27 protein-coding genes are annotated in these 25,513 nt (G+C 72.5%); 13 read left to right on the forward strand and 14 right to left on the reverse strand.

Annotated features, from left to right (window positions below; translation table 11 throughout):
* The first annotated feature begins 723 nt into the window (after positions 1-723).
* From NMK34_RS15185 to mshC, 4 genes are all read left to right on the forward strand, one after another.
* A complete protein-coding gene (locus NMK34_RS15185; protein WP_318336351.1) occupies positions 724-1,437 on the forward strand; it encodes a histidine phosphatase family protein in 714 nt (237 codons plus the stop codon).
* 87 nt (positions 1,438-1,524) lie between these two features.
* The gene (locus NMK34_RS15190) at positions 1,525-2,106 is read left to right on the forward strand and encodes a DUF3090 domain-containing protein (RefSeq protein WP_013286077.1); all 582 of its coding nucleotides are present in this window, start codon (positions 1,525-1,527) and stop codon (positions 2,104-2,106) included.
* Positions 2,103-2,921: an SCO1664 family protein gene (locus tag NMK34_RS15195; protein WP_318333948.1), complete on the forward strand. Its 819-nt coding sequence runs from the start codon at positions 2,103-2,105 to the stop codon at positions 2,919-2,921. Before NMK34_RS15190 ends, NMK34_RS15195 begins: the two co-directional genes overlap by 4 nt.
* Positions 2,922-2,988: 67 nt before the next feature.
* The gene (gene mshC / locus NMK34_RS15200; RefSeq protein WP_318333949.1) at positions 2,989-4,227 is read left to right on the forward strand and encodes a cysteine--1-D-myo-inosityl 2-amino-2-deoxy-alpha-D-glucopyranoside ligase; all 1,239 of its coding nucleotides are present in this window, start codon (positions 2,989-2,991) and stop codon (positions 4,225-4,227) included.
* Between the two features lie 474 nt (positions 4,228-4,701).
* Here mshC and NMK34_RS15205 read toward each other — a convergent pair whose 3' ends face one another.
* Positions 4,702-5,493, reverse strand: a complete 792-nt coding sequence (locus NMK34_RS15205; protein ID WP_318333950.1) for a GntR family transcriptional regulator — start codon at positions 5,491-5,493, stop codon at positions 4,702-4,704.
* 117 nt (positions 5,494-5,610) lie between these two features.
* A complete protein-coding gene (locus tag NMK34_RS15210; RefSeq protein ID WP_030504102.1) occupies positions 5,611-6,480 on the reverse strand; it encodes a PAC2 family protein in 870 nt (289 codons plus the stop codon).
* Between the two features lie 241 nt (positions 6,481-6,721).
* Here NMK34_RS15210 and metH point away from each other — a divergent pair, with 241 nt between their 5' ends.
* Complete coding sequence (metH, locus tag NMK34_RS15215) at positions 6,722-10,237, forward strand: methionine synthase (protein WP_318333951.1); 3,516 nt, start codon at positions 6,722-6,724, stop codon at positions 10,235-10,237.
* 200 nt (positions 10,238-10,437) lie between these two features.
* Here metH and NMK34_RS15220 read toward each other — a convergent pair whose 3' ends face one another.
* Positions 10,438-10,599 (reverse strand): hypothetical protein, encoded by a 162-nt coding sequence (locus NMK34_RS15220; protein ID WP_318333952.1) that lies wholly within the window; start codon positions 10,597-10,599, stop codon positions 10,438-10,440.
* Between the two features lie 376 nt (positions 10,600-10,975).
* Here NMK34_RS15220 and NMK34_RS15225 point away from each other — a divergent pair, with 376 nt between their 5' ends.
* Together NMK34_RS15225 and NMK34_RS15230 are read left to right on the forward strand one after the other, a co-directional pair.
* A complete protein-coding gene (locus NMK34_RS15225; RefSeq protein WP_318333953.1) occupies positions 10,976-11,440 on the forward strand; it encodes a hypothetical protein in 465 nt (154 codons plus the stop codon).
* A 153-nt stretch (positions 11,441-11,593) separates the two neighbouring features.
* Positions 11,594-11,899 carry a hypothetical protein gene (locus NMK34_RS15230; RefSeq protein ID WP_318333954.1) on the forward strand — a complete coding sequence of 102 codons (306 nt, stop codon included), beginning with the start codon at positions 11,594-11,596 and terminating at the stop codon, positions 11,897-11,899.
* 105 nt (positions 11,900-12,004) lie between these two features.
* On the opposite strand, the gene NMK34_RS15235 is transcribed toward NMK34_RS15230, so the two are convergent.
* Entirely contained in the window at positions 12,005-12,406 is a 402-nt protein-coding gene (locus NMK34_RS15235; RefSeq protein ID WP_318333955.1) for a hypothetical protein, read from the reverse strand.
* A gap of 169 nt (positions 12,407-12,575) precedes the next feature.
* On the opposite strand from NMK34_RS15235, the gene NMK34_RS15240 reads away from it, so the two are divergent.
* Positions 12,576-13,010 carry a hypothetical protein gene (locus NMK34_RS15240; protein WP_318333956.1) on the forward strand — a complete coding sequence of 145 codons (435 nt, stop codon included), beginning with the start codon at positions 12,576-12,578 and terminating at the stop codon, positions 13,008-13,010.
* Between the two features lie 280 nt (positions 13,011-13,290).
* On the opposite strand, the gene NMK34_RS15245 is transcribed toward NMK34_RS15240, so the two are convergent.
* The 5 genes from NMK34_RS15245 to NMK34_RS15265 form a co-directional block, all read right to left on the reverse strand.
* On the reverse strand, positions 13,291-13,977 hold the full coding sequence (locus NMK34_RS15245; protein ID WP_318333957.1) for a DUF6069 family protein: 687 nt from the start codon (positions 13,975-13,977) through the stop codon (positions 13,291-13,293).
* A complete protein-coding gene (locus NMK34_RS15250) occupies positions 13,977-14,975 on the reverse strand; it encodes an RNA polymerase subunit sigma-70 (RefSeq protein WP_318333958.1) in 999 nt (332 codons plus the stop codon). The genes NMK34_RS15245 and NMK34_RS15250 overlap by 1 nt, the downstream gene beginning before the upstream one ends.
* A gap of 86 nt (positions 14,976-15,061) precedes the next feature.
* Positions 15,062-15,397, reverse strand: coding sequence for a YnfA family protein (locus NMK34_RS15255; protein ID WP_318333959.1), 336 nt, complete (start codon positions 15,395-15,397; stop codon positions 15,062-15,064).
* A 3-nt stretch (positions 15,398-15,400) separates the two neighbouring features.
* A complete protein-coding gene (locus tag NMK34_RS15260; RefSeq protein WP_318333960.1) occupies positions 15,401-15,823 on the reverse strand; it encodes a MerR family transcriptional regulator in 423 nt (140 codons plus the stop codon).
* Positions 15,823-16,152, reverse strand: coding sequence for a hypothetical protein (locus NMK34_RS15265; protein ID WP_318333961.1), 330 nt, complete (start codon positions 16,150-16,152; stop codon positions 15,823-15,825). Before NMK34_RS15265 ends, NMK34_RS15260 begins: the two co-directional genes overlap by 1 nt.
* Positions 16,153-16,239: 87 nt before the next feature.
* Here NMK34_RS15265 and NMK34_RS15270 point away from each other — a divergent pair, with 87 nt between their 5' ends.
* The 3 genes from NMK34_RS15270 to NMK34_RS15280 all read left to right on the forward strand — a co-directional run bounded on the left by NMK34_RS15270 (position 16,240) and on the right by NMK34_RS15280 (position 17,593).
* Positions 16,240-16,566, forward strand: a complete 327-nt coding sequence (locus NMK34_RS15270; protein ID WP_013476961.1) for an ArsR/SmtB family transcription factor — start codon at positions 16,240-16,242, stop codon at positions 16,564-16,566.
* Positions 16,566-17,231: a cation transporter gene (locus NMK34_RS15275; protein ID WP_318333962.1), complete on the forward strand. Its 666-nt coding sequence runs from the start codon at positions 16,566-16,568 to the stop codon at positions 17,229-17,231. Before NMK34_RS15270 ends, NMK34_RS15275 begins: the two co-directional genes overlap by 1 nt.
* Positions 17,232-17,410: 179 nt before the next feature.
* On the forward strand, positions 17,411-17,593 hold the full coding sequence (locus tag NMK34_RS15280; RefSeq protein WP_013286093.1) for a hypothetical protein: 183 nt from the start codon (positions 17,411-17,413) through the stop codon (positions 17,591-17,593).
* An 11-nt stretch (positions 17,594-17,604) separates the two neighbouring features.
* Here the strand turns inward: NMK34_RS15280 and NMK34_RS15285 are convergent, their stop codons facing one another.
* Positions 17,605-17,964, reverse strand: a complete 360-nt coding sequence (locus NMK34_RS15285; protein WP_318333963.1) for a hypothetical protein — start codon at positions 17,962-17,964, stop codon at positions 17,605-17,607.
* Positions 17,965-18,096: 132 nt separating this feature from the next.
* Here NMK34_RS15285 and NMK34_RS15290 point away from each other — a divergent pair, with 132 nt between their 5' ends.
* Positions 18,097-18,837: a neutral zinc metallopeptidase gene (locus tag NMK34_RS15290; protein WP_013286095.1), complete on the forward strand. Its 741-nt coding sequence runs from the start codon at positions 18,097-18,099 to the stop codon at positions 18,835-18,837.
* A 116-nt stretch (positions 18,838-18,953) separates the two neighbouring features.
* Positions 18,954-19,592 (forward strand): HAD family phosphatase, encoded by a 639-nt coding sequence (locus tag NMK34_RS15295; protein ID WP_318333964.1) that lies wholly within the window; start codon positions 18,954-18,956, stop codon positions 19,590-19,592.
* Positions 19,593-19,644: 52 nt separating this feature from the next.
* Here NMK34_RS15295 and NMK34_RS15300 read toward each other — a convergent pair whose 3' ends face one another.
* From NMK34_RS15300 to NMK34_RS15315, 4 genes are all read right to left on the reverse strand, one after another.
* A complete protein-coding gene (locus NMK34_RS15300) occupies positions 19,645-22,194 on the reverse strand; it encodes an ABC transporter permease (protein WP_318333965.1) in 2,550 nt (849 codons plus the stop codon).
* Positions 22,194-22,958 (reverse strand): ABC transporter ATP-binding protein, encoded by a 765-nt coding sequence (locus tag NMK34_RS15305; protein ID WP_318333966.1) that lies wholly within the window; start codon positions 22,956-22,958, stop codon positions 22,194-22,196. Before NMK34_RS15305 ends, NMK34_RS15300 begins: the two co-directional genes overlap by 1 nt.
* 261 nt (positions 22,959-23,219) lie before the next feature.
* On the reverse strand, positions 23,220-23,903 hold the full coding sequence (locus NMK34_RS15310) for a response regulator transcription factor (protein ID WP_318333967.1): 684 nt from the start codon (positions 23,901-23,903) through the stop codon (positions 23,220-23,222).
* Positions 23,904-24,514: 611 nt separating this feature from the next.
* The gene (locus NMK34_RS15315; protein ID WP_412098884.1) at positions 24,515-25,432 is read right to left on the reverse strand and encodes a RecB family exonuclease; all 918 of its coding nucleotides are present in this window, start codon (positions 25,430-25,432) and stop codon (positions 24,515-24,517) included.
* Positions 25,433-25,513 lie beyond the last annotated feature (81 nt).

Raw genomic sequence — 25,513 nt, forward strand, 5'->3', positions numbered from 1 at the left:
GCGCTCAAGAGAAGGGTCTTGGGGGGATGCCGGCGTCCTGCTCACCCGCGGCCCGCAGCACGCCGGGGGTGGCGTGCGGGGCCGGTTCGCGGCGCCGGAGACATCCACAACGACCGGCTGCGCGGGATCATTCCCGGGCGCTGCCACCCGCGTTCGCGTGCTGCGGGGGTGCTGCTGCGGTCGTTCACCAGGTATAACGCCCCGGCCCCGCCCACGATTCCGCCGGGCGGGTGCCACCGACCACCCCGAAACCCGACACCCGCGTCGCCCGCCCATGTCGCGCCCGCCCGCGTCCCGCCCGCGTCCCGCCGCGTCGATCATGAACTTAGCGGCATCCTCTGTCCGGTTTGTCGCCGCCAACCTCATGATCGGCCCTGTGGGTGGGTCCGCGAGGGCGGGACTGGTGGGGCGAGCCCGGCCGGAGCGGGATGCCCGGTGTCGACCCACGCTCGGGGAGATCTTGGTACGAAAAGGCCCCCCAGAGGGGCCCAAACCTTCCAGGATCTCCACCGCCACGCACCTGAAGCCGGCGCGCGCGGCCCGGGCGTCGCCCCACGGGACGCTTTCCATTGGTCGATCATGAAGTTGGCCGGGATTGATGTCCGATTTGTCCAGGCCAACCCCATGATCGACGCCGAAGGGGGCGGAGGCGGGCCGGGAGCCGGGAGCGGCCGGGAACGGGCTGTCGTGGCGGGACGATCATCGGGGGACGTACCGCCTAGGGTGGTCTGCGTGGCGACCCTTCTGCTTCTGCGACACGGCCGGACCACCGCGAACGCCGACGGCGGCCTGGCCGGACGGCAACCGGTGGAGCTGGACGACACCGGCCGGGCGCAGGCCACGGCGGTCGGCGCGCGCCTCGCCGGGCTGCCGCTGGCGGCGGTGGTGACCAGCCCGCTCATCCGCTGCCGGCAGACCCTCGACCTGGCGCTTCCCGGCGCCGAGCCGGTGGTCGAGGACGGGCTGATCGAGTGCGGGTACGGCGACTGGGAGGGGCAGTCGCTGAAGAAGCTGGCGAAGGAGCCGCTCTGGCCGGTGGTGCAGCAGCACCCGAGCGCCGCCGCGTTCCCGCAGGGCGAGTCGATGGCGGCGATGTCCGCGCGCGCGGTCGCCGCAGTACGGGCGTGGGATGCGCGGGTCACCGCCGAGCACGGCCCGGAGGCCGTCTGGCTGGCGTGCAGCCACGGCGACGTGATCAAGGCGATCGTGGCGGATGCGCTCGGCGTACACCTTGATCTCTTCCAGCGGATCGTGGCCGACCCGGCGTCGGTGACGGCGGTCCGCTACACCCCGTTGCGGCCGTTCCTGGTCCGGCTCAACGACACCGGCGGCGATCTGTCGGCGCTGGTCCCGCCGCCGCGCAAGCGGCGCCGGCGACCGGCGCGGGCGGCCGAGTCCGACGCGGCGGTCGGCGGAGGCGCGGGTGCGGCCGGGTGAGACAGGCGTACGCGGCGCGTTCGCTCTGGGCGGATTCGGCGTCGGTGGGCTGCGCGGTGCTTCCACACGCCGGATAGGGTCGTGGGTATGACGCACCAGGTGCACGCCTTCGAGCCGCCGGAGCGGTTCGTCGCCGGTACGGTCGGCCCGCCGGGGGAGCGCACGTTCTTCCTCCAGGCGCGCGGCGGCGGCCGGCTGGTCAGCGTGTCGCTGGAGAAGGTCCAGGTGTCGTTGCTCGCCGAGAAGCTGGAGGAGCTGCTCGCTGAGGCGCAGCGCCGCTTCGGCGTGAAGCTGCCGGAGCCGGTGACCACGGTGACCGGTGACAACGAGCCGCTCGACACGCCTGTGGACGAGGAGTTCCGGGTCGGCACGCTGGGCCTGGCCTTCGACGTGGACACCGCCACGGTGGTGATCGAGGCGATCGCCGTCGGTGAGGCGGAGGTCGAGGTCGAGCTCGGCGACGCGGACGACGACGCCGACGAGGACCCGGACGAGCCGGACGACGACCTCGACCGCCTGCGGGTGCGGCTGACCCCGGAGGCGACCCGCGAGTTCATCGAACGGGCCAAGCGCGTCGTGAACGCCGGCCGGCCCCCCTGCCCGCTGTGCGGCCAGCCGCTCGACCCGGCCGGTCACCTCTGCCCCCGGCACAACGGCTATCACCGGTGACCTCGTCGGAACTGCAGCCCCGACAGGACGGCGCCGAGGCGCTGCGGCTGCTCGCCGACGGTGAGCTGACCCTGGAGGGGCGGCTCGTCGACGCCTCCAACGCGACGCTGCGCGGCGTCATCGCCCTCGGCGACGTGAGCGCGCACTGCGTCTACAAGCCGGTACGCGGGGAGCGCCCGCTCTGGGACTTCCCGGACGGCACGCTCGCCGGCCGGGAGGTGTCCGCCTACCTGGTGTCCCGGGCCACCGGCTGGGATCTGGTGCCCCCCACGGTGCTGCGCGACGGCCCGTTCGGTCCCGGCTCGTGCCAGCTCTGGATCGACGAGCCGGACGACGCCGAGCCGCTCGTCGGGTTCGTGCCGGCGCGGGAGATCCCGCCGCGCTGGTTCCCGGTGGCCGCGGCCCGCGACGACGACGGGGCGGCGTACGCGCTGGCGCACGCCGACGACCCCCGCCTGGCCCGGCTCGTCGTGCTCGACGCGATCATCAACAACGCCGACCGCAAGGGCGGGCACGTGCTCGTCGGCCCGGACGACCGGATCTACGGCGTCGACCACGGCGTGAGCTTCCACGTCGAGGAGAAGCTGCGTACGGTGCTGTGGGGCTGGGCCGGCCGCGAGCTGCCGCCGGACGCGGTGGAGATGCTCGACGGCCTGGCCGGGCAGCTGCGCGGGCCGCTCGGCGAGGAGTTGGCCGAGCACCTGACCATCGGTGAACTGGCCGCGCTGGCGGAACGGGTCGAACGGCTGGGCGACAGCGGCCGGTTCCCGCTGCCGCCGCAGGAGTGGCCGGCGATGCCCTGGCCACCCATGTGAGCTGCTGTCGCGTTGATCACCCGTAGGGCGGCACCCGAGCGTCTGACGGATCGTTAGGCTGGCGGTCATGGAGTCTTGGGCGGGACATGACGTGCCACGGCTGCCCGGCGAGGGCGTGTCGCTGAGGTTGTACGACTCGGCGCGGCAGGGCGCCCATCCCAGCCGGCCCGAGGGCGCGGCCTCGATGTACGTCTGCGGCATCACCCCGTACGACGCGACGCACCTCGGACACGCCGCCACCATGATCACGTTCGACCTCGTGCAGCGGATGTGGCGCGACGCCGGCCTGGACGTGCGGTACGTGCAGAACGTCACCGACATCGACGACCCGCTGCTGGAGCGCGCCGAGCGCGACGGCGAGGACTGGAAGGTCCTGGCCATGCGGGAGACCGCGCTGTTCCGCGAGGACATGGAGGCGCTGCGGATGATCCCGCCGGCGCACTACGTCGGCGCGGTCGAGTCGATCCCGGACATCGCCGAGAAGGTGCTGATGCTGCTCAAGGACGGTGCGGCGTACCGGCTCGACGACGGCACCGGCGATGTCTACTTCGACATCTCCGCCGCGCCCCGCTTCGGCTACGAGTCCAACCTGACCCGCGAGCAGATGATCGAGCTGTTCGCCGAGCGCGGCGGCGACCCGGAACGCGCCGGCAAGCGCGACCCGCTCGACCCGCTGCTGTGGCGCGGCGCCCGCGAGGGCGAGCCGTCCTGGCCCGGCGGCGACCTGGGCCCGGGCCGTCCCGGCTGGCACATCGAGTGCACGGTCATCGCGTTGAACCTGCTCGGCGACCGGATCGACGTGCAGGGCGGCGGCAACGACCTGATCTTCCCGCACCACGAGTGCTCCGCCGCGCACGCAGAGCGGCTGACCGGCGAGGCACCGTTCGCCGACCACTACGTGCACGCCGGCATGATCGGCCTGGACGGCGAGAAGATGTCGAAGTCCCAGGGCAACCTGGTCTTCGTGTCCCGGCTGCGGGCCGACAAGGTCGACCCGATGGCGGTCCGGCTGGCGCTGATGAGCGGGCACTACCGCAGCGACCGCTCCTGGACCGACGAACTGCTCACCGAGGCGCAGGAGCGGCTGGGCCGCTGGCGGCGGGCCGCCGCCGCGCCGGCCGGGCCGTCGGGGGCGGCGTTGCTGGCCGAGGTACGCGAGCGCCTGGCCGACGACCTGGACACGCCGGGTGCCCTGGCGGCAGCCGACCGCTGGGCCGAAGGCACCCTGACCGGCGTCACGGACGACCCGCAGGCCCCGGCGCTGTTCACCGACACGGTCGACGCCCTGCTGGGCATCGCCCTGTAGCTGTTGCGCCCTGCCGCCCTCGCACCCGTCCCTCGCTCACCCGTCCCCCGCGCCGCGCCCTCGCCTCGCGCCGCCTCGCCTCGCCTCCACGATCTTGCACTCGCGGCCCGCGTTCTCACCGTTTCGTCCGGGTTCGCGGGGTCCGAAACTGCAAGATCGCGTCGCTCGGCGGGCGGGTGGAACGTGGTGGGTGTCTCGAGGGCGGTTTGACACCCATCGTGTTCCACCCGGCACGGCCGGCCCGGGAGCTCCGCCCCGGCGTGGCCATTTGCTGGGCTGCGCCCGTTGCCCGGGCCGGGAGTTCCGCCGGGCGTGGCACTTCCGCGGGCCCGCGTGCGTGTGCGCCGGCTCTGCCGGCCCACCTCGACGATCTTGCATTTGCGGTCCCCATGGTGTCGCAAATGCCCCGTGCGTCCGGGCAGCAAGCGCAAGATCGCCGAGGCGGGCGTAGGTGCGTACGCGCGCGCGGGGCGGTCAGCCCAGGACCAGGCCGGGGTCGGGGTTCTGGTCGGGGGTGGGGGCGGGGATCTTGTACTCCTCGGTCAGCGTGGTCATCGGGCCAGGCCAGGTGGCCTGCGCGACCTCGATCGGCTTGTGCCGCTCGTCGTACGCGACGTGCAGCAGGTGCAGCACCGGCGTGTCCGGGCGGATCTGGAGGATCTCCGCCTCCTCCCGGCTGGGCTGACGCGCGCTGATCGTGTCGGTGGCGGTGACGTACCGACGGCCGGTGACCTCCTCCGCCTCCTGGTAGAGCGGCCGTCCGAACGCCTCGGCCCGCTCCAGCGACGTGCCGGCGGTGTCGGCGGGCAGGAACCACGACGCGCCGACCTCGACCGGGGAGTCGTCGGTGCGTACCAGGTGCCGCCGGCAGAGCAGCTCGGTGCCGTCGGTGACGCCGAACGCGTCGGCCACCTCGGCCGGGGCGGGGGAGTGGCCGACCGAGACGAGCTGCTGACGGTACCGGGCGGCCAGGTCGGTGTGGTAGCCGCGGAAGCCACCGTACCGGCCCCGGGACAGGCGGTTGAGGCGGCGCCGGGTGCCCCGGACGTACGTACCGGAGCCGGGTTTGGTGATCAGGATGCCCTCGACCCGCAGCTGGTCGACGGCGCGCTGCACGGTCTGCTTCGCGACGCCGAACATCTCGGCGATGGCCGGGATGGACGGCAGCCGCTCGCCCGGGCCCCAGTCGCCGCGGCGCACCTGGGCCTTGAGCTGCGCGGCGATCTGCCGGTGCGGGAACTCGGCCGCGCCCGGGTTGATCTGCATCCGGACCTCCTCAGAACAGCTAGGTTCCTAGGATGCCCTAGAGGGTGTGACGGCGCCACCCCGGACACGAAGAAGCCGGGCCCCGATCCGAGGCCCGGCTTCAGCAGATCGGGAGAACTACCAGGAACCCGCTGTCGGCCCGGCGGAACCACCGCGACGACGCAGGTACTTCTCGAACTCCTGGGCGATCTCGTCCCCGGTCAACGGGGTGATGCCGGCGTCGCCGACCCGTTCCTCCAGCTCACGCACGTACTCGCCGAGTTCGGCGTCCTGCTCGGCGGCGCTGCGCACCCGCTGCTCCCACTCGGCTGCCTCCTCGGCCAGGTCGGCCATCGGCACCGGCAGGTCGAGCACCTCCTCGACCCGGTGCAGCAGCGCGAGGGTGGCCTTCGGGCAGGGCGGGTTGTTGGCGTAGTGCGGCACGTGCACCCAGAACGACACCGCGTCGACCTCGGCCCGGGTGCACGCGTCGTGCAGCACGCCCACGATGCCGGTCGGCCCGTCGTACCGGGTGGGGGTGAGCTGGTAGCGCTTGGCCGCGTCGGCGTCCGACGCGCTGCCGCTGATCGGCAGCGGCCGGGTGTACGGCACGTCGGCCAGCAACGCGCCGAGCAGCACCACCCGCTCGACCTCCAGGCTGTGGCAGATCTCCAGCACCTGCTCGCAGAACGTCCGCCAGCGCATGCTCGGCTCGATGCCGCGGATCAGCACCACGTCGCGCTCGGTGCCCTCCGGACTGGCCACCATGAACCGCGTGGTGGGCCACTCGACGCGCCGGGTCTCACCGTCGGCCATGGTGATGGTCGGCCGGCTCACCTGGAAGTCGTAGAAGTCCTCCGGGTCCAGCTCGGTCACCTGCCGGGCCTGCCAGACCTGCTCCAGGTGTTCCACGGCGGCGGTGGAGGCGTCGGCGGCGTCGTTCCAGCCCTCGAAGGCCGCGATGGCGACCGGCGAGCGCAGTACCGGCAGCCCGTCGAACTCGGTCACGCCGTCACCTCACCCTGCTCGTCGGGCGCGGCGCCGCCCGGTCGCACTGTCGCACCCCTGTTGTCCTTCACGTCCGTCAGCCTACGTGCCCCCGCGAGGGCCGGCCCGTCGGCCGCGCCGGTCGCCGGGCCGGACCACCCGGGCGAACCGGCGGAAAGGGGTACGACGGCCCGGTGGGCAGAATGTGGGATGGCCCGGTTCGGGTGACTCTGCCGCACTCGGGCGCACTACCCTGGAGCATGTGTCTATCTCGTTGCGTGACCTGCTGGCGGATCGGATCCTGATCGCGGACGGCGCGATGGGGACGATGCTCCAGGCTGCCGACCTCACCCTCGACGACTTCGACGGCCTCGAAGGCTGCAACGAAATCCTCAACGTGACCAGGCCGGACGTGGTCCGCGGCGTGCACGACGCCTACCTAGCCGCCGGCGCGGACTGCGTGGAGACCAACACCTTCGGCGCCAACCTGCCCAACCTCGCCGAGTACGCCATCCCCGGCCGCATCCGGGAGCTGTCCGAGGCGGGCGCCCGGATCGCGCGGGAGGCGGCCGACGCGTACGCGACGCCGGAGCACCCCCGCTTCGTGCTCGGCTCGATGGGCCCGGGCACCAAGCTGCCCACACTCGGGCACGCGAGCTACGCCTCGCTGCGTGACGCGTACCAGGAGAACGCCGCCGGCCTGATCGCCGGCGGCGCGGACGCGCTGATCATCGAGACCTGCCAGGATCTGCTCCAGGTCAAGGCGGCGGTGGTCGGGTCGAAGCGGGCCCGCGCCGAGGCCGGCTGGGACGTGCCGATCATCTGCCAGGTCGCGGTGGAGACCACCGGCACCATGCTGCTTGGGAGTGAGATCGGCGCCGCGCTGACCGCGATCGAGCCGCTCGGTGTCGACCTGATCGGGCTGAACTGCTCCACCGGCCCGGCGGAGATGGGCGAGCACCTGCGTTACCTGGCGCAGCACTCGCGTATCCCAATCTCGGTGATGCCGAACGCGGGCCTGCCGGTGCTGACCGCCGACGGGGCGTACTTCCCGCTCAGCCCGGACGAGCTGGCCGACGCGCTGGAGCAGTTCGTCACCGACTACGGCGTGGCCCTGATCGGCGGCTGCTGCGGCACCACCCCGGAGCACATCCGGGTGCTGGTGGAGCGGCTGGGCGGGCGGGCGCCGGTGGCGCGGGAGCCGAAGCCGGAGGCCGGGGTCTCCTCGATCTACCACCATGTGCCGTTCGCCCAGGACGCCAGCATCCTGATGGTGGGGGAGCGGACCAACGCCAACGGTTCGAAGGCGTTCCGCGAGTCCATGCTCGCCGGTGACTGGCAGGCCTGCGTGGAGGTCGCCCGCAGCCAGGCCCGCGACGGCTCGCACCTGCTGGACCTCTGCGTCGACTACGTGGGCCGTGACGGTACGCAGGACATGCGGGAGCTGGCCGGCCGGTTCGCCACCGCCTCGACGCTGCCGATCGTGCTGGACTCCACCGAACCGGCGGTGATCGAGGCCGGGCTGGAGATGCTCGGCGGCCGGTGCGTGGTCAACTCGGTGAACTTCGAGGACGGCGACGGCCCCGACTCGCGCTACGCGCGGATCATGCCGGTGGTCCGGGAGCACGGCGCCGCCGTCGTGGCGCTGCTCATCGACGAGGAGGGCCAGGCCCGCACCCGCGAGTGGAAGGTACGCGTGGCCAGCCGGCTCATCGACGACCTGACCGGCCGGTGGGGGATGCGCCGGGAGGACATCCTCATCGACGCGCTGACGTTCCCGATCGCCACCGGGCAGGAGGAGACCCGCCGCGACGGCATCGAGACGATCGAGGCGATCCGGGAGATCGCCGCGCGCTACCCGGGCGTCAACTTCACCGCCGGCATCTCGAACGTGTCGTTCGGTCTCAACCCGGCGGCCCGGCAGGTGCTCAACTCGGTGTTCCTGCACGAGTGCGCCCAGGCCGGGCTGACCTCGGCGATCGTGCACGCCAGCAAGATCCTGCCGATGTCGCGGATCCCGGACGAGCAGCGCGAGGTGGCGCTCGACCTGGTGTACGACCGCCGTCGCGAGGGCTACGACCCGGTGCAGCGGTTCATCGAGGCCTTCGAGGGCGTGGACGCGGCGTCGGCACGCGCCACCCGGGCCGAGGAACTGGCCGCGCTGCCGCTGGACGAGCGGCTCAAGCGGCGGATCATCGACGGGGAGCGCAACGGCCTGGAGGCCGACCTGGACACCGCGATGGCGCAGGGGCGTACGCCGCTGTCCATCATCAACGACCTGCTCCTGGACGGCATGAAGGTGGTCGGCGAGCTGTTCGGCTCCGGCCAGATGCAGTTGCCGTTCGTGCTCCAGTCCGCCGAGGTGATGAAGACCGCGGTGGCCTACCTGGAGCCGCACATGGAGAAGACCGACGACGACGGCAAGGGCCGCATCGTGCTCGCCACGGTGAAGGGCGATGTGCACGACATCGGCAAGAACCTGGTCGACATCATCCTGTCCAACAACGGCTACGACGTGGTGAACATCGGCATCAAGCAGCCGATCAACGCGATCCTCGACGCCGCGGAGGAGCACCGGGCCGACGCGATCGGCATGTCCGGCCTGCTCGTCAAGAGCACAGTCATCATGAAGGAGAACCTGGCCGAGATGGCCTCCCGCGGCGTGGCCGAGCGCTGGCCGGTGCTGCTCGGCGGCGCGGCACTGACCCGCGCGTATGTGGAGGACGACCTGCGGTCGATCTACCCGGGCCAGGTGCACTACGCCCGCGACGCGTTCGAAGGGCTGTCCCTGATGGACCGTGTGATGGCGGCCAAGCGCGGCGGCGCGCCCGTGATCGACCCGGAGCGGGAGGCGGCGCTGGCGGCCCGCCGTGAGCGCCGCGAGCGGCAGCGGGCGCAGGTCCGCGAGGCGCTGCCCGAACTGGACGACGCGTCGGTCCGCTCCGACGTGGCGGTGGACGTGTCCGTGCCGAAGCCGCCGTTCTTCGGCACCCGCGTCGTCAAGGGCGTACCGCTGGCCGACTACGCGGCGCTGCTCGACGAGCGGGCCACGTTCCTGGGCCAGTGGGGGCTGCGCGGCGCACGCGGCGGCAAGGGACCGTCGTACGAGGAACTGGTCGAGACCGAGGGCCGGCCCCGGCTGCGGTACTGGCTGGACCGCCTGATCTCCGACCAGGTGCTGGAGGCGGCCGTGGTGTACGGCTACTTCCCGGCGTACTCCGAGGGCAACGACCTGGTGGTGCTGGACGAGAACGGGCACAGCGAGCGGGCCCGGTTCTCCTTCCCGCGGCAGCGGCAGGAGCGGCGGCTGTGCCTGGCCGACTTCTTCCGGCCCCAGGGCGACCAGCTCGACGTGGTGGCGTTGCAGCTGGTCACCGTCGGGCAGCCGATCAGCGAGTACACGGCGAAGATGTTCGCCGGCAACGAGTACCGCGACTACCTGGAGGTGCACGGCCTGTCCGTGCAGCTCACCGAGGCCCTCGCGGAGTACTGGCACCGGCGGATCCGGGCCGAGCTGGTGCTGCCCGGCGGCGGCACTGTGGCCGACGACGACCCGGCCGACCTGGCCGGCCTGCTGCGCACCGACTACCGGGGCTGCCGGTACGCGTTCGGCTACCCGGCCTGCCCGGACCTGGAGGACCGGGCGAAGATCGTGGAGCTGCTGGGCGCCGAGCGGATCGGGGTGCAGTTGTCCGAGGAGTTCCAGTTGGTGCCGGAGCAGGCCACCGACGCGATCGTGGTGCACCACCCGGAGGCGAACTACTTCAACGCCAAGTGACGCCGTAACCCTTCCTGAGCTGCGCAAACACTCTTCCGGCACCCGGCTAGGCCGTCGCCAGGCCGTCTCGGTCGGTTGGGCCGTGTCCGAACGCAGTGTCGATCGCCCGGCGGGTGCGGTCCTCGCTGGTCGGCAGCAGGTGGGTGTAGACGCGCAGCGTGAAGCCCGAGTCGGCGTGACCGAGGTACCGCAACAGCGCCTTAGTTTTCGCCCGCGTCGAGCAGTACCGAGGCGTACGTGTGGCGCAGGACGTACATGCCGTTCTGCCGGGTGTCCTCGACGCCTGCCGGCCAGATGCTCTTCTCCGCTGTCGACTCGTGAGGTGTGGGCCGACTGCGGACCCGAGCGCGGCGCTGACGCACGCGGGGACGGTGGCGAGGATCAGGACGACGGCGTCACCGGCGAAGCTGTGGTGGGGCGAGTTCAGCCATGTGCCGGCGTAGAAGCCGGCCAGCAGTGCAGGGCCGGCATGAACCACCTGCCGCCGTCCCGACGGCCCGACACCAAGCCGACCAACAGCCCGGCACTGCCGAGCCCGACCACCATCACGAGGAGGGCGGTGGGGGCGCGTTGTAGCGATCCGCCGGCGCCAGCCGAAAACCAACCCGAAGCCGATCCGAGCGCGATCGCCAACGCGGGTAACCATGAACGGCTGCCGAATCGCATAGCCGGACCGTAGCAACACGTGTGGCATTGCCCGTCGTGCCGCGAGGCCGGATGGATGTACCGTCCACGGCCATGAGCTATGACGTGATCTTCGTTCCTCGAGGCGGCGACCAGTCCTGGGAGGACGCTCTGGACGCGGCGGAAGGGTCCGACGGCGCGGAGCGTCCGAGCGGCGAGGTGTGGGCCCGACTGGTGGCCGCGTCCCGGCAGGTACTAGGTGAGGTCTCCGTCTTCGAGGGCGCCCACAACTACGAGCTGACCCACGAGCCGACCGGCATCCAGGTCAGCTACTACGCGGAAGAGGCCGGGATCACTGTGCCCTTCTGGTACCGGGGCGATGATGCCCGGTCGGTCGTCGCGGCGATGTACCAACTCGGCGAAGCGGTCCAGGCGGTCACGGGCCTGGCCGGGTACGACCCTCAACTGGAGCTGCCGTTGTCCGATGCTCTCGCGCAAACCGAGCTTGCCTGCGGTGTCTTCGACGAGGTCGCGGTGTCCTTCGCAAGACGCGGGATCTCCAGCCCCAGCAACGGCTGATCGGCGTCGTCCGCACCGAGGAGGTCACCACACGGAACGCCGGCCGTCGGTGACACTTGGGGCGTGCGGCGGTCTCTGGGCGACGGTTGGTCGATCGAGCTGTCCGGCTCCTGGACGCGGGAGACCACCGATGACGGTGTTACCAGGTGGCACGTGCCCGGCCGGGCGATGCGGGCCGGTCCAGGACCGTCGTGGCGGTGTGCCGACGGAGCCGACATCATCGCCTCGCTCGATGCCGAGCTGCCACCGAACCCGACAGCCAAAGTGGGGGAGGGCGGCAGAGACGGGGTGGGGCATCGCGCCGCCTGGCTCTACCACCGTGACGACGGTTTCGAGCTCTACGGCTTCACCTTCGTCGACGGCGCGTACCTGGAAACGGTCTTCGCCGGTGCGGACACGGCCGACCTCGACTGGGCCTTCCACGCCTGGCGTTCGGTGGCCCGGTCTGACGACGCGTGAGGGGACGACTCGTCCACCGTCGGCGCCCGCCGGTTACTCGTGTAGCCACTGACGAGCGCGGGGCGCCCGCCGGGATGGCGGACGCCCCGAAGGTAGGCGCGTCGGTCAGCCGATCAGCGTGACCGAGTAGTCGTACGTCGTCCCGGTCACCGAGTACGTAGCGGTCTGCCCGTTCTCGCAGTACGACACGAAGCTGCTCGGAGTGCGCTGTGCCCCGGCCACCGCGTCGACCACCGGCCGGACATCGGACCCGACGGGCAGCGCGGTGGTGGTGAGATCGATCGTCCGCGACTGGTTGATCGGGTAGGTGTCGGTGTTCGCCGTCTCCAGGCCGTTGCTCGCCTGAACGCTGAAGGACATCACGAAGGCGGCGTTGTTCACCACGGCGATGCGCTGCACGCAGGGTTCGGCCTGCGCGCTGGCCGCGGACGCCCCAGCCAGTGCCGATCCACCGGCGGCGAGCGTGCCTACGAGTGCGGCTCCGACGAGCCTGGCGCGGAAGGTCATGGTGTCACCTCTCGGTCGTACGGCGCCGGGCGCCGACTGGCGGCGCCCGGCGTATGGTCCGTATCGAAGTGCCCGAGTGTCTTGAATCGAACCCTGCAGATCGCAGGAGATTCTCCGGGACGGGCCCACAGCTTCCGGTCCGTCAGAATGAGGGATCGATTTCGATGGCGTGCGAGCGTCCCGGCGCGAGGAGTCCGATGTGGTGATTTCCGCCCTCTCCGCTGTCGTCCACGCGGTCGGAGCCGGCCCGCCACCGGTGGCGGGCTCGGATCTCGACCTCGGCGCGACCTACTCCACCTTCGTCGTCCTGTCCGGCATGTACTTCGCCCCCATTCTCATGTCCGGGTTCGGGTTTCTCTGCGCTGCGGGCATCGGGCTCAGCCGCCGGATCGGTAGGGCTGCCACGATCACGGTCGTCCTGTTCTACGCGTTGTCGCTGTTCGGCAGCGCCTTCACCTGGCCCGACCTGGAGCACCAGGGAGAACCGAGTGAGACGCTGTGGCTGATCGTGATCGGTTGCGGCGGCTTCCTGGTGTTGCCCTGGATCGTCGCGTTCGGCGGCACCAGGGTGGCCCTCCGCCGTCGCGGAGCCACGGCCGAGTAACCGGATGGTCCGCCTGACCACGGGTACACGTCGAGGGTGCAGCTACCCCCGGTCGCCCTTCCTGGGCCACGTGGCCAGCGCCGCCAGGACGGCGCACGGGAGCAGGCAGCCCAACAGGCCGCACAGCGCTACGACGGGCATCCAGAACAGACCCTCCACGGGTGGGGATGGTAGGCGTTCGATCGAAGCCGTCTCGTGGCGGGAAGCGCAGGGACAGCCGCACCTCCGGCTGGAGACAGCAGGTGTCCCGTAGCTGCGATTCGCCGCCGGAGGCGGAGCGTCAGCCGGTCCTCGCGCGCAGGCTCCGCGTCAGGGCGGGGATCATCACCGCCGCCGCGACCAGGTGCAGCCCGACCAGCGCGATCGTCGTGGCGGCGTCGCCTCCGGCGATCAACGGCGGGACCATCGACAGCGCGGTCAGCGACACCGCCGTCCACACGAACCGCCGCGCGGGACGCGCGCTGAACCGCAGCAGTGCGGCGGCGATGACGACGCCGACGAGCGAGAAGAAGCCGGTCACCACGGCGAACCCGCCCAGCGGGATGGTCTCGCCGTCGCCGTCGGGGATCTCGAAGTCCACACCGCCGGCCCGGGCGAGCGCCGCCGCGAGCGTGGTGACCACCATCGCGGCGATCGTGGCGACCAGACCGGTGACGGCGAGCCGCCGGAAGCCGTGCGTACGGCGAGAGACGACGCCGGTGTCGGTGCTGCTGATCATGTCGTTCCTCCAGGAGTCGGGGGTGAGGATCCGTACCGTCGCGGTGCGACGGCCGGGGTTGCGCAGCGCGCGTACGCCGGTGCCGCGCAGCCAGAAACCGGCGTCGCGGCCGAGGACCGGCCCGGGGGTGCCGTCGCGCAGCTCCAGCTGCACCCGGCCGCGCGTGACCACGCCGTACGCGTGATGCCACTGGGCCGCGACCACCGGAACGCGCGCGCCGCCGGGCAGCGCGAGCGTCCGCGCGGGCACTACGGCGTACGGTCGGCGGGCAGGCGCTCGGGCAGCCCGAGCCGCGGGAACCGGTCGGCGTGGAACGTGACGATCTCGGTGATCGCCCCGCCGGTGACGCGCAGGGCGTCGACGGTGAGCGGCAGGTACGCGCCGTCACTGTCCTGCCAGAGGTAGAACGCGACGGCGGGCTGCCGGTTCACGGCGGTGGGCACCGCTCGCAGACTGCCCAGGCTCTCGAAGCCGTCCGCGATCCAGTCGCTCACCACCGCGTCGCGGCCGATCTGCAGCCCCGGGGTGGGCGGCATCGAGCAGCGCACGTCGTCGCGCAGCATGGCGGCGAGCGCGCCGACGTCCTTGGCGACGGCGGCGTCGGTGAAGCGGCGTACCAGCTCGCGGGTCCGGGTGTCCGTCTCGTCGCCGGTCCAGTCCTGCCGCTGGGCGGGCAGGTGTTCCCGCATGCCGGCGCGGGCGCGCTGCAACGCGCTGTTGACCGAGTTGACCGAGTCGCCGAGCAGCTCCGCGACGTCCCTGGCGGGCCAGCCGAGCACGTCCCGCAGGATCAGCACGGCGCGCGGGCGCGGCGCCAGGTGCTGCACCGCGACCAGGTACGCCAGCTCGATCGTCTCCCGCGCCACCGCCACGGTCTCCGGCTCGTCCGCGCCGGCGGCGGGCAGCTCGTCGAGCAGCCGGTCCGGGTACGGCTGGAGCCACCGCACCTCACCGCCGGTCGCCGGCTCGGGCCGGCACTTGGCGAGGAGGTCCAGGCAGGCGTTGGTGGCGATCCGGTACAGCCAGGCCCGGAACGTCGACCGGCCCGCGAACGTCTCCCGCCGCCGCCAGGCCCGCAGGAACGTCTCCTGGACGGTGTCCTCGGCGTCCTCGAACGAGCCGAGCATCCGGTAGCAGTGCACGTGCAGCTCCCGCCGGTGCCGCTGCGCCAGCCCGGTGAACGCCGGTTCGTCGAACCCCGCCAGATCGCGTACGCCCGGCTCCGCCGGCCGCGTCTCCGCACCCATCACGTCATCCTCCCGCTTCGTCGTGTGCCGTCGTCTGTGTGACGGGTACGGGCGGGAGAACTCATCACCTGCGCTCGGCGCCGCCGTCAGCTCGCGCGCGGGGCGTACATGATGACCGCGACGCCGACCAGGCAGATGGCCGCGCCGACGAGGTCGTAGCGGTCGGGCCGGAACTTGTCGACGACAATGCCCCAGGCGAGCGACCCGGCGACGAAGACGCCGCCGTAGGCGGCGAGGATGCGGCCGAAGTTCGCGTCCGGCTGGAACGTGGCCACGAACCCGTAGGCGCCGAGCGCGATCACACCGGCGGCGATCCAGAGCAGACCGCGGTTCTCCCGCCAGCCCTGCCACACCAGCCAGGCGCCGCCGATCTCGGCGAGCGCGGCGAGCAGGAACAGCAGGATGGAACGCACGACCGTCATGCGTCAGACCGTAGCCGGGCCGTGGTCCGGACCGGTGAAGGGCAGGGGACAGTGCGGGCTTTCGGCGCAGGTGACCAGGTCGTCGCAGCCGGCCGAGACGGCGGCCCGGAGCGTGTCGCGGACGGCGGTGAGGTCCGCGAGCCGTCGCTCCACCTCGGCGAGCTTGTCGCGGGCCCGGGTCCGCAGGCCGGTGTCGTGCCGTCCGGCCGTCAGCAGGTCGGCGACCTCGGCGAGGGTGAAGCCGAGACGTTGCGCGGCCTTCACCACCCGCAGCAGGGTGACCGTCTCGGCCGGGTAGAGGCGATGCCCGCCCGGCGACCGCCGGGGCGCGGGCAGCAGCCCGCGCCGTTCGTAGTAGCGCAGCGTCTGCACGTTGACCCCGGCCGCGTCGGCGAGCCGGCCGCTGCGTAGCTCCGGCTCGCCCATCACCGGCCCCGCGCGGCCGTGGCCCGCAGGGCCAGGGCATCGAGTACGGCGACACGGGTCGCCGGAACGCGGATGTCGAGCGTCAGCGTGTCGCCGTCCGGGCGGGCGAGATCGAAGGTGAAGAAGGAGCAGCAGGCGGACTCGCGGGCGATCAGATCCCGGGCGAGCGCTTCGGCGCGGCCGTCGAGGTGCAGCCGCAGATGCCCGGCGGCCGGCCGGTCGGCGCCGCGCAGCGCGTCGTGGAACAGCCCGTCGAACTCGGCCAGCCGCAGCGGCCGTTCGGTGGTCGGCAGCGTGCAGGTGTCGGGCACCCAGGAATCGTCGGTCACCTCTCGACGGTAAGCCCGTACCGGGGTACCGGATGCAACCGCCGGTTCATCCCTTCGTGAATACAGCAGACGCTGTACAGTCACGGCATGCGGACGCTGCACCACTCCCAAGCGCTGTCCCGTTTCGGTCACGCGCTGTCCGACCCGCTGCGCGCGCGGCTGCTGCTGGCCCTGCGCGACGGGCCCGGCTACCCGGCCGAGCTGGCCGAGGCGCTCGGCACCAGCCGGCAGAACCTGTCCAACCACCTGGCCTGCCTGCGTGGCTGCGGCCTGGTCGTGGCCGTCCCGGAGGGGCGCCGCACCCGGTACGAACTGGCCGACGCCCGCCTCGCCCACGCGCTCGGCGACCTGGTCGGTGTCGTGCTCGCGGTCGACCCGGCCGCCTGCCCGGACGCTGCGGACGGATGCTGCTGATGAGCCTGCCGCTGATCCCGGCCACGCCCGCCGGCCCGGCGCCGGACCGCCGCGCGCTGCTCACCCGCCGGGTGCGCCTGCTGGTCGCCGCGACCATCACCTACAACGTCATCGAGGCGGTCGTGGCGATCAGCGCCGGCACCGTCGCGTCCTCGACCGCCCTGATCGGCTTCGGTCTGGACTCGGTGATCGAGGTGGCCTCCGCGGCGGCGGTGGCGTGGCAGTTCGCCGGTCCGGATCCGCGGGCCCGGGAACGGGTCGCGCTGCGCGTCATCGCGGTGTCGTTCTTCGCGCTCGCCGCGTACGTCTCCGTCGAGGCGGTCCGGGCGCTACTGGGCGGCGCCGAGGCCGCGCACTCACCGGTCGGGCTGGTGCTCGCCGGGCTCTCGGTGATCGTGATGCCGGTGCTGTCGGCAGCGCAGCGGCGCGCCGGGCGTGAACTGGGCTCCCGGTCGGCGGTGGCCGACTCGAAGCAGACGTTGCTGTGCACGTACCTCTCGGCGGTCCTGCTCGTCGGGCTGGCCCTCAACGGCCTGTTCGGATGGTCCTGGGCCGACCCGGTCGCGGCGCTGGTGATCGCCGTCGTCGCGGTCCGCGAGGGCCGTGACGCCTGGCGCGGCGACACCTGCTGCGCCACCTGCGGCCCGGTCGGCCCGCAGGCGTGATCACCGGCCGCTACCTGCGGCGACGTCGGGAATACGGCTGTGCTCGGCGGCCCGGCGGGCTACCGTCACCGGAGTACGGGCCGGCGTGGGTCAGGCGCGCCGCGTCCACGCCCGCGCCGTCGGAGTTGACGTGGCGGAAACGCCCGCGGACGAGCATGGGTACGACGAAAGGGGCGGACATGACCGACGAGGTGACGTCGCAGGTCCCGCCGGAGCCGGCTCCCGTGCTGACCACCACGCCCGCCGGCACGGGCCCGGTCGGGCCGCCGAGCAGCCTGGACCTGTGGGCGCGCGCCCAGGTGCTGCACCGCTGCTTCGGCGACGACGACGGCGAGCCGCACATCATGCGCGGCCTGGACTGACCGCCGCCCGGTCAGCGCACCGTCACGCCGGCCCGCGCCAGCACCTCCCACCAGGACGCGAGGTCGGGGACCGGCTCGGCGCGGGCCGTGTACTCCGCCAACCGCCGCCGCTGCTCCGCGCTCGGCGCCGGTGAGACGGTGGCGCCCACGCCGACCAGGGCGTACCGGTGGCCGCCGACGGTGAGCAGCATCGTGCCGACGATCGTTCCCCGGGCCTCGACCCGCCCGGCGGGCGCGGCGAACACCTCCGCGCCGCGCCGGTCGCAGGCGCGCAGCCGGCCCTCGTCGAGCGTCAGCAGCACCGGTACGCACCGCAGGCCGTTCCAGAGGCTGCGTCGCCAGTAGACGATTCCCGCGTACGACCGGCCCACGGCGCCGACCGTACCGTTTCCCGTGCGCCGGTGAACGATTCCCGGCGGTGGCGCGTGAGAGCCGGTGAGCATCACCGGCGGCCGCCGGGGGTACTGCTGCGGGACACGGGAACGAACAGCCGGGAGGTCATGGTGGGGGACAGGGCGGGACGTCAGGGGCGCGGGCCGATCGCCGGACTGGTGGTGGCCGCGCTGGTGGCGGCCGGCTGCATGGCCGGCGGCTACGACCAGGGCGAGCCGCAGCAGCCCGCACCCCCGCGCAGCGCGCAGCCCGAGTCGCAGACCACCCGCGCGGACGGCACGACGAGCGTGGCCGAGTTCAAGCAGGACATCCAGGACGCGGTGCGGCTGGCCGAACGCTACTGGGCGGAGCAGTTCCGCGCCTCCGGTGAGCGGTTCACCCCGATCCGACGGGTGGTGGCCTACAGCCGCGAGGGCGAGGTGGCCTGCGCCGGGCAGGGCCTGCCGCGCAACAACGCGGTCTACTGCTCGGCCGGCGACTTCATCGCCTACGACGTGAACTGGTCGGTGGCGGCGTTCCGCCAGATCGGCGACGCGTTCCTGTTCTACCTGCTCGGCCACGAGTACGCCCACGGCATGCAGGTGCGGCTGGGCATCCGCTACAACTTCACCATCCAGCAGGAACTGCAGGCCGACTGCATGGCCGGGGCGTACCTCGGTGACAGCGTGCGGTCCGGGGCGCTGGAACTGGAGGACGGTGACCTGGAGGAGTTCCGGGAAGGGCTGCTGGCGGTCGGCGACGACCCGGACCAGCCGTGGTTCGCCGAGGGCTCGCACGGCACCGCCGAGCAGCGCAGCGAGTCGTTCTTCCGGGGGTACGAGAAGTCGCTCGGCGCCTGCGGCCTCGGCTGATGCCGCGGGTCACCGGAGATCGGGGACGGTGACGGGCGCACCGGACGCGGCTGGCAGGATCGGCGGGGTACGCGTACCGAAGGAGGCCCCCGCTGAGCAGCAAGCACCCCGCCGCCGTGCTCTTCGACATGGACGGCACCCTGGTCGACAGCGAGAAACTGTGGGACGTCGCGTTGCAGGAACTGGCCGCCGTGTACGGCGGTGTCCTGTCCGAGGACGCCCGCCGCGCGATCGTCGGCACCGGGATGGCCGACGCGATGCGGATCGTGCACGACGACCTGGGCCAGCCGGGGCGGGACGTGCAGGAGAGTGCCGACTGGATCAGCGCCCGGATCCTGGAGCTGTTCCGTACCGGGCTGCAGTGGCGCCCGGGCGCGCTGGCGCTGCTGCGGGCGGTACGCGACGCCGGCATCCCCACCGCGCTGGTCACCTCCAGCGGCCGGTCCCTGGTCGAGGTGGCCCTGGACACGCTGGGCCGGGACAGTTTCGACGCGGTGGTCTGCGGCGACGAGGTGGACTCGGCGAAGCCGCACCCGGAGCCGTACCTGACCGCCGCGCGGCTGCTGGGCGTGCCGGTCGAGCGGTGCGTGGCGATCGAGGACTCACCGACCGGGGTGGCCAGCGCGCTCGCCGCCGGGGCGGCGGTGCTGGCCGTACCGGCCGAGGTGCCGCTGGCGCCCGCCGACGGCGTGCACCAGATGGAGAGCCTGCTCGGGGCGGACCTGGAGCTGCTCGCGGCCCTGCTCAACCGTTAGGAAGGGCCCCTTCTTATGCACGAGGCGTTAAGAAGGGGCCCTTCCTTTCACGTCAGTCGTGGGCGATGGCACCCAGGACGTTGATCCGCGCGGCCCGGATCGCCGGCAGTACCGCGGCGACCACACCGATGATCGCGGCCAGGATCAGGAACGTCACCATCTGACCCCACGGCAGGACCAGGTCGGTGATGCCCTCGTCCTTGAGCGCCTCGACGACCGCCGCGCCGAGACCCGTGCCGACCACCACGCCGAGCAGCGCGCCGAAGATGGAGATCACCACCGCCTCGACCGTGATCATGCGCATGGTCTGGGCGCGGCGCAGGCCGATCGCCCGCAGCAGACCCAGCTCGCGGGTCCGCTCCAGCACCGACAGCGCGAGTGTGTTGATGATGCCCAGCACCGCGATCACGATGGCCAGCGCCAGCAGGATCTGGATCATCTGGAGCAGGGAGTCCAGCTGACCGGTCTGCTGCTCGATGAACCCGGCCCGGTCGGCCACCGACACCTCGGGGCTGTCCGCCAGCAGCCGCTCGATCTGCGGCTGCACCGCGTCCACCGACGTGCCGGGGGCGAGCTGGAGGAAACCCTGGATCGGCTGCGGGATGGCGAAGTCCGCGGCGGCCTGCGGCGGCAGCGTCACCGGGTTGGTCAGCTGCGAGCTCTCGTAGATGCCGCTGACCGTGTAGGTGCGGGCGTCGCCGCGGGACAGCTGCACCGGCACCGTCGAACCGACGCTGAGGTTGCGTGCCTTCGCGGTGTCCGAGCTGACCAGCATCTGGTCCGGTGCCAGCTTGCTGATGTCACCGGCGGTGGCCTTCGCCCCGAAGATCTGCTGGAGCGCGGCCACGTTGCTCGACACGGCCACCCAGGTCCGCTCGCCGCCGACCACTGCCATGTCGCCGTACTCGCCGTCGACCATCCGCACGCCCGGGATCGCGGCGGCCTTCTCCAGCACCGCCGGGTCGAAGCTCGCCGGACGCGGCCCGGACGACGCCCCGGAGATCACCAGCTCCGCCTTGATGGTGTCCTCGGCCAGCGCGCCGATGCTGCCCTTGGCCGAGTCCAGGATCACCGTCACGCCGGTGACCAGGGCGATGCCCACCATCAGCGCGGCGGCCGTGATCGCGGTACGGCGCGGGTTGCGGCCCGAGTTGAGCCGGCCCAGCTTGCCCGGCACCGACCAGGAGAACATCGCGCCGAGCAGCGCGACCACCGGCCGGCTGATGATCGGCGTCAGCAGCGCCACGCCGATGAACGCGAACAGCACGCCGCCGAGGATGGTCGCCAGGGTGCTGTCGCCGGCGTGCCCGCCGAGACCGAGGAACAGCAGCACCGCGCCGATGCCGGTCACCACGGCGCCGCCGATCGTGACCTTCGTCAGCGGCCGGTCCGGCGTGGCGACGTCCTGCATCGCGGCGATCGGCGGGATGCGCGAGGCACGCAGCGCCGGCAGCAGCGCGGCGATCACCGTGATCAGCATGCCGACCGCGAACGCACCGATCACCGCCGAGGCCGGCACGCCCAGCCCGGCCAGGGTCAGACCCCCGGCGAGCTGACCGAACAGGTACGCCAGCAGCGCACCCACGCCGATGCCGGCGGCGAGCCCCAGCACCGAGGCGATCAGGCCGACAGCGAGCGCCTCCAGCACCACCGAGCCGATGACCTGCTTGCCGCTGGCCCCGATGGCCCGCATCAGGGCCAGCTCACGGGTGCGCTGGGCCACGATGATCGAGAACGTGTTGAGGATCAGGAACGTGCCGACCAGCAGCGCCACCGCGGCGAACCCGAGGAGGATCTTGTTGAAGAACGACAGCCCCTCCTTGAGGCCGGCCGAGGCGTCGGCGGCGAGCTGCTCGCCGGTCTTGACCTGGTAGTCGGCGCCCAGGGTGCGGGCCACCTCGTCGCGCAGCGCGTCCGGCGTGGTGCCGCCGGCGGCCTGGACGCTGACGTTGCTGAACACGTCCGGCTCGCCCAGCATCAGCTGCTGCGCCACCGGGGTGGTGAAATAGACCTCGTTGGCGCCACCGATCGAGTCCCGGCCACCGCTGTAGCCGAACACGCCGACGAGCGTGAACTCCTTCTTCGGGGCGAGCGTCAGCACGCCGACCCGGTCGCCGACCTTGACCTTGCCCGCCTCGGCCAGCGCGGCGTTGATCACGATCTCGTCGTCGGCCTGCGGCGCGCGGCCCTCGCGGATCTCCACCAGGTCGCTCTCACCGAGCCAGTTCTGGCCCAGCTGCGGCGGACCGAACGAGGTGACCACCTTGCCGTTGCTGCCGATCATGCGGGCGCCGTCGGCGGCCACCACACCCTTGGCGTCGGCGACGCCGGGCACCGCCTTGATCCGGTCGAGCACCGACGCCGGCATCGGGGTGCTCAGCGGCATGCCCTCCGCGGTGGAGACGTCGATCTTCGGTTTCGCCTCGACGCTGACGTCGACCTCGGCGTACGCGTCGGCGAAGACCGCGTCGAAGGACCGCCCGAGCGTGTCGGTGAGCACGAACGCGCCGGAGACGAACATGACACCGAGCACCACCGCCAGGCCGGACAGCAGCAGGCGCAGCTTGCGCGCCAGCAGGCTCTTGAGCGTTGCCCGCAGCATCAGTTGCCCACCTCGACCGGGGCGTCCAGCTTCTTCATCGTGTCCAGCACCGTCTCGGCGGTCGGCTCGATCAGCTCCGAGACGATCTGCCCGTCGGCGAGGAAGACCACCCGGTCGGCGTACGCGGCGGCGGTCGGGTCGTGCGTGACCATCACGATGGTCTGGCCGTGCTCGCGGACCGAGTTGCGCAGGAACTTCAGCACCTCGGCGCCGGAGCGGGAGTCCAGGTTGCCGGTCGGCTCGTCCGCGAAGATCACCTCGGGGCGGGCGACGAGCGCGCGGGCGCACGCCACGCGCTGCTGCTGGCCGCCGGAGAGCTGCGCCGGGCGGTGCCCGAGCCGCTCCCGCAGGCCGACCGTGTCGATCACCGTGTCGTACCAGGCCGGGTCGGGCTTACGCCCGGCGATCGACAGGGGCAGCAGGATGTTCTCCTGCGCGGTGAGCGTGGGCAGCAGGTTGAACTGCTGGAAGATGAAGCCGACCTTGTCCCGGCGCAGCTTCGTCAGACCCGCGTCGTTGAGACCGGTCACCGGCGTGTCGCCGATCATCACGGTGCCCTTCGTCACCGTGTCCAGACCGGCGAGGCAGTGCATCAGTGTGGACTTCCCGGAGCCCGACGGCCCCATGATCGCGGTGAACCGGCCGCGTTCGAACTCGGCCGTCACGCCCCGCAGCGCGGCGACCTGCGCCTCGCCGCTGCCGTACACCTTCCACACATCGTTCGCCCGGGCCGCGGCCTGCTCTCGGCCTACCGTCGCGGTCACGTCATCTACCTCTTCCGTATGGTCGTTCTCATGCCGCACCGCCCCCGCTGGCCGGTGCGGCGGAATCCATCCTCGGGGCCGCGAGGCCGAAAGCCCTCCGACCTGGGGTGGAATCCGCGCCGATCTTCCGGTGAGGGTCGCCCCCCATCCGGGCTCAGGGTGACCCCTGACCGGTCGGCGGCGCCGACGTTAGGGCCTCACCCGGCGTGATGGTCAACACATCGGCCCCACCGCTGGTCACGGTAGGTGAGCCGTACCACCTCAGCCGCCGGGACGGACCAGTCCCGTCTCGTACGCGAGCACGACCGCCTGGACCCGGTCGCGCAACCGTAGCTTCGTCAGCACATGGCCGACATGGGTTTTCACAGTCGTCTCGCTGACCGACAGCACCCGGGCGATCTCCGCGTTGGACAGTCCGCGCGCCATGTGGGTGAGCACCTCGCGCTCCCGGTCGGTCAGCGGGGCCAGCGCCCGCGCCGGCGCGGCAGCCGGGTCCGGCAGCACCTGGGCGAAGCGGTCCAGCAGCCGGCGCAGGACACGCGGGGACATCACCGCGCCCCCGGCGGCCACCGTGCGGATCGCGGCGACGAGATCCTCGGCCGGCACGTCCTTGGTGAGGAAGCCGCTCGCCCCGGCCCGCAGTGACCCGACGACGTGTTCGTCCTGCTCGAACGTGGTGAGCACGAGCACCCGTACCGGCAGCCGGGCCGACACGATCGCCCGGGTCGCGGCCACCCCGTCCAGGCGCGGCATCCGGACGTCCATCAGCACCACGTCGGGCAGCAGCCGCCGGGACAGGTCCACCGCCTCCGCGCCGTCGCCGGCCTCACCCACCACGTCCAGGTCGTCCTCCGCGCCGAGCACCATCCGGAATCCGGTACGCAGCAGCGGCTGGTCGTCGGCGAGCAGAACCCGCACCGGCCGGGACACGGCGTCCTCGGTCATGCGTCCCCCCTCGTCGTCCGGGCGGGTGGTCCGGCCGGGACCCGGGCACCGGCACGCGCCCGCGATCCGTCCGGGTGGAACCGGGCCGCCGCGAACCACCGTAGAGGGCGACGGCCGCCCGGCCGCCGATCAGGCCGCCCGATCCCGCGGGTTGGCCGGGCTCTGCGCGCCCGGCCAACACGGGATCGCGGGGCACCACGGTGACCCGGCGCCGCATTCGTCCGAGGGTGACCGGCATCCGATTCGCCCCGCGGTGACCTGCCACGGGACTCGCCCGGCTCGGGGAGCGCGGCGCGCCGGCTCGGCGAACCCGTCCCGGCCGGTGGTGCACGCCTCACACGCTCGATCGACTCCATTTCGCCGAGGTGGCTGCATCCCACCCCCGTCGACCCCGCCACCTCCCCGAGGTGGCGCGTCCCGCTCCCGTCGACACCGCCACCTCGGCGAAGTGGCCGCATGCGCCCAGGCGGCGGGAAGCGGGCGGTCAGGCGGGGGTGGTTTCCCAGCGGGATCGCGGGCGGCTTTGCGTGCTGGCCCTGCACGGGAGCGCCTGCCGATCCGGTGCCGCCCGGCCCGGCGTCAGCCCGGGCATCCTCCGGCGGGAACGGAGGTCACTCGTCGGCGCCGGGGGCCGCGGGGCGGGAGCGGGCGTCCACGAGCGGATCGGGCGCGGCGGCGGCCATCGGGAACGGCGGCGGCGTCCCGCCGTAGCTCGGGCACAGCGCCTGGTGGTTGCACCAGTCGCACAGGCGGCTCGGCCGGGGACGGAAGTCCTGCCGGGCGGTGGCCTGCTCGATCGCTCGCCACAGCGCCACCACGGTGCGCTCGAAGCGCACCAGCTCGTCGGCGTCCGGCGCGTAGTCGCAGACCTCGGCGTCCTTGAGGTAGAGCAGGCGCAGCACCCGCGGCACCACACCCCGGGTGCGCCACAGCACCAGGGCGTAGAACTTGAGCTGGAACAGCGCCCGTGCCTCGAACGCCTCGCGCGGCGCCCCGCCGGTCTTGTAGTCGACCACCCGCAGCGCGCCGTCCGGCGCGACGTCGAGCCGGTCGAGGTAACCCCGGATGAGCAGTTCGTCGTCCACCACCGCGGAGATCAGCGCCTCGCGCTCGGCCGGCTCCAGCCGGCGCGGATCCTCCACCGCGAAGTAGCCGTCCAGCAGCGCCGTCGCCGACCGGAGGAACTCCTGCGGCCCGACGGCGTCGCCGTCGGCGAACAGCGTGGCCAGCTCCGGCTCCTCGGTGAGCAGCCGGTCCCACTGCGGGGCGACCAGGTCGCCGGCCGACTCGGGAGTGCGCGCGGCGGCCGGCAGGTCGAACAGCCGCTCCAGCACGGCGTGCACGAGCGTGCCCCGGGCCTGCTCGACGGTCGGCCGCTCGGGCAGCCGGTCGATGCTGCGGAACCGGTAGAGCAGCGGACAGGTCTTGAAGTCGGCCGCCCGCGACGGCGACAACGAGGCCCGTACGGTGACCGGCGCCGCTGCCGCCGTCTGGTCGCCGGGACTGTCGATCATCGGTTCCGCCGTCATGCCCGGAAGGTTAGGGCACGCGTGTGACAGGGCCCCCGTCGCCGCACCGCAGCATGATCGGAACCGTGCGACCGCGGCGGC

The sequence above is a fragment of the Micromonospora sp. BRA006-A genome, from assembly GCF_033433935.1.
Classification (GTDB): domain Bacteria; phylum Actinomycetota; class Actinomycetes; order Mycobacteriales; family Micromonosporaceae; genus Micromonospora; species Micromonospora aurantiaca.

Bases quoted from the DNA above. Each gene is read 5' to 3' on its own strand.
- NMK34_RS15225 (WP_318333953.1), top strand. From the start codon at position 10,976: ATGAGCTATGACGTGATCTTCGTTCCTCGAGGCGGCGACCAGTCCTGG.
- NMK34_RS15190 (WP_013286077.1), top strand. From the start codon at position 1,525: ATGACGCACCAGGTGCACGCCTTCGAGCCGCCGGAGCGGTTCGTCGCC.
- NMK34_RS15255 (WP_318333959.1), bottom strand. From the start codon at position 15,397: ATGACGGTCGTGCGTTCCATCCTGCTGTTCCTGCTCGCCGCGCTCGCC.
- NMK34_RS15270 (WP_013476961.1), top strand. From the start codon at position 16,240: ATGCGGACGCTGCACCACTCCCAAGCGCTGTCCCGTTTCGGTCACGCG.
- NMK34_RS15280 (WP_013286093.1), top strand. From the start codon at position 17,411: ATGACCGACGAGGTGACGTCGCAGGTCCCGCCGGAGCCGGCTCCCGTG.
- NMK34_RS15300 (WP_318333965.1), bottom strand. From the start codon at position 22,194: ATGCTGCGGGCAACGCTCAAGAGCCTGCTGGCGCGCAAGCTGCGCCTG.
- NMK34_RS15205 (WP_318333950.1), bottom strand. From the start codon at position 5,493: ATGCAGATCAACCCGGGCGCGGCCGAGTTCCCGCACCGGCAGATCGCC.
- NMK34_RS15315 (WP_412098884.1), bottom strand. From the start codon at position 25,432: ATGACGGCGGAACCGATGATCGACAGTCCCGGCGACCAGACGGCGGCA.
- NMK34_RS15235 (WP_318333955.1), bottom strand. From the start codon at position 12,406: ATGACCTTCCGCGCCAGGCTCGTCGGAGCCGCACTCGTAGGCACGCTC.
- NMK34_RS15260 (WP_318333960.1), bottom strand. From the start codon at position 15,823: ATGGGCGAGCCGGAGCTACGCAGCGGCCGGCTCGCCGACGCGGCCGGG.
- NMK34_RS15275 (WP_318333962.1), top strand. From the start codon at position 16,566: ATGAGCCTGCCGCTGATCCCGGCCACGCCCGCCGGCCCGGCGCCGGAC.
- NMK34_RS15250 (WP_318333958.1), bottom strand. From the start codon at position 14,975: ATGGGTGCGGAGACGCGGCCGGCGGAGCCGGGCGTACGCGATCTGGCG.
- mshC (WP_318333949.1), top strand. From the start codon at position 2,989: ATGGAGTCTTGGGCGGGACATGACGTGCCACGGCTGCCCGGCGAGGGC.
- NMK34_RS15310 (WP_318333967.1), bottom strand. From the start codon at position 23,903: ATGACCGAGGACGCCGTGTCCCGGCCGGTGCGGGTTCTGCTCGCCGAC.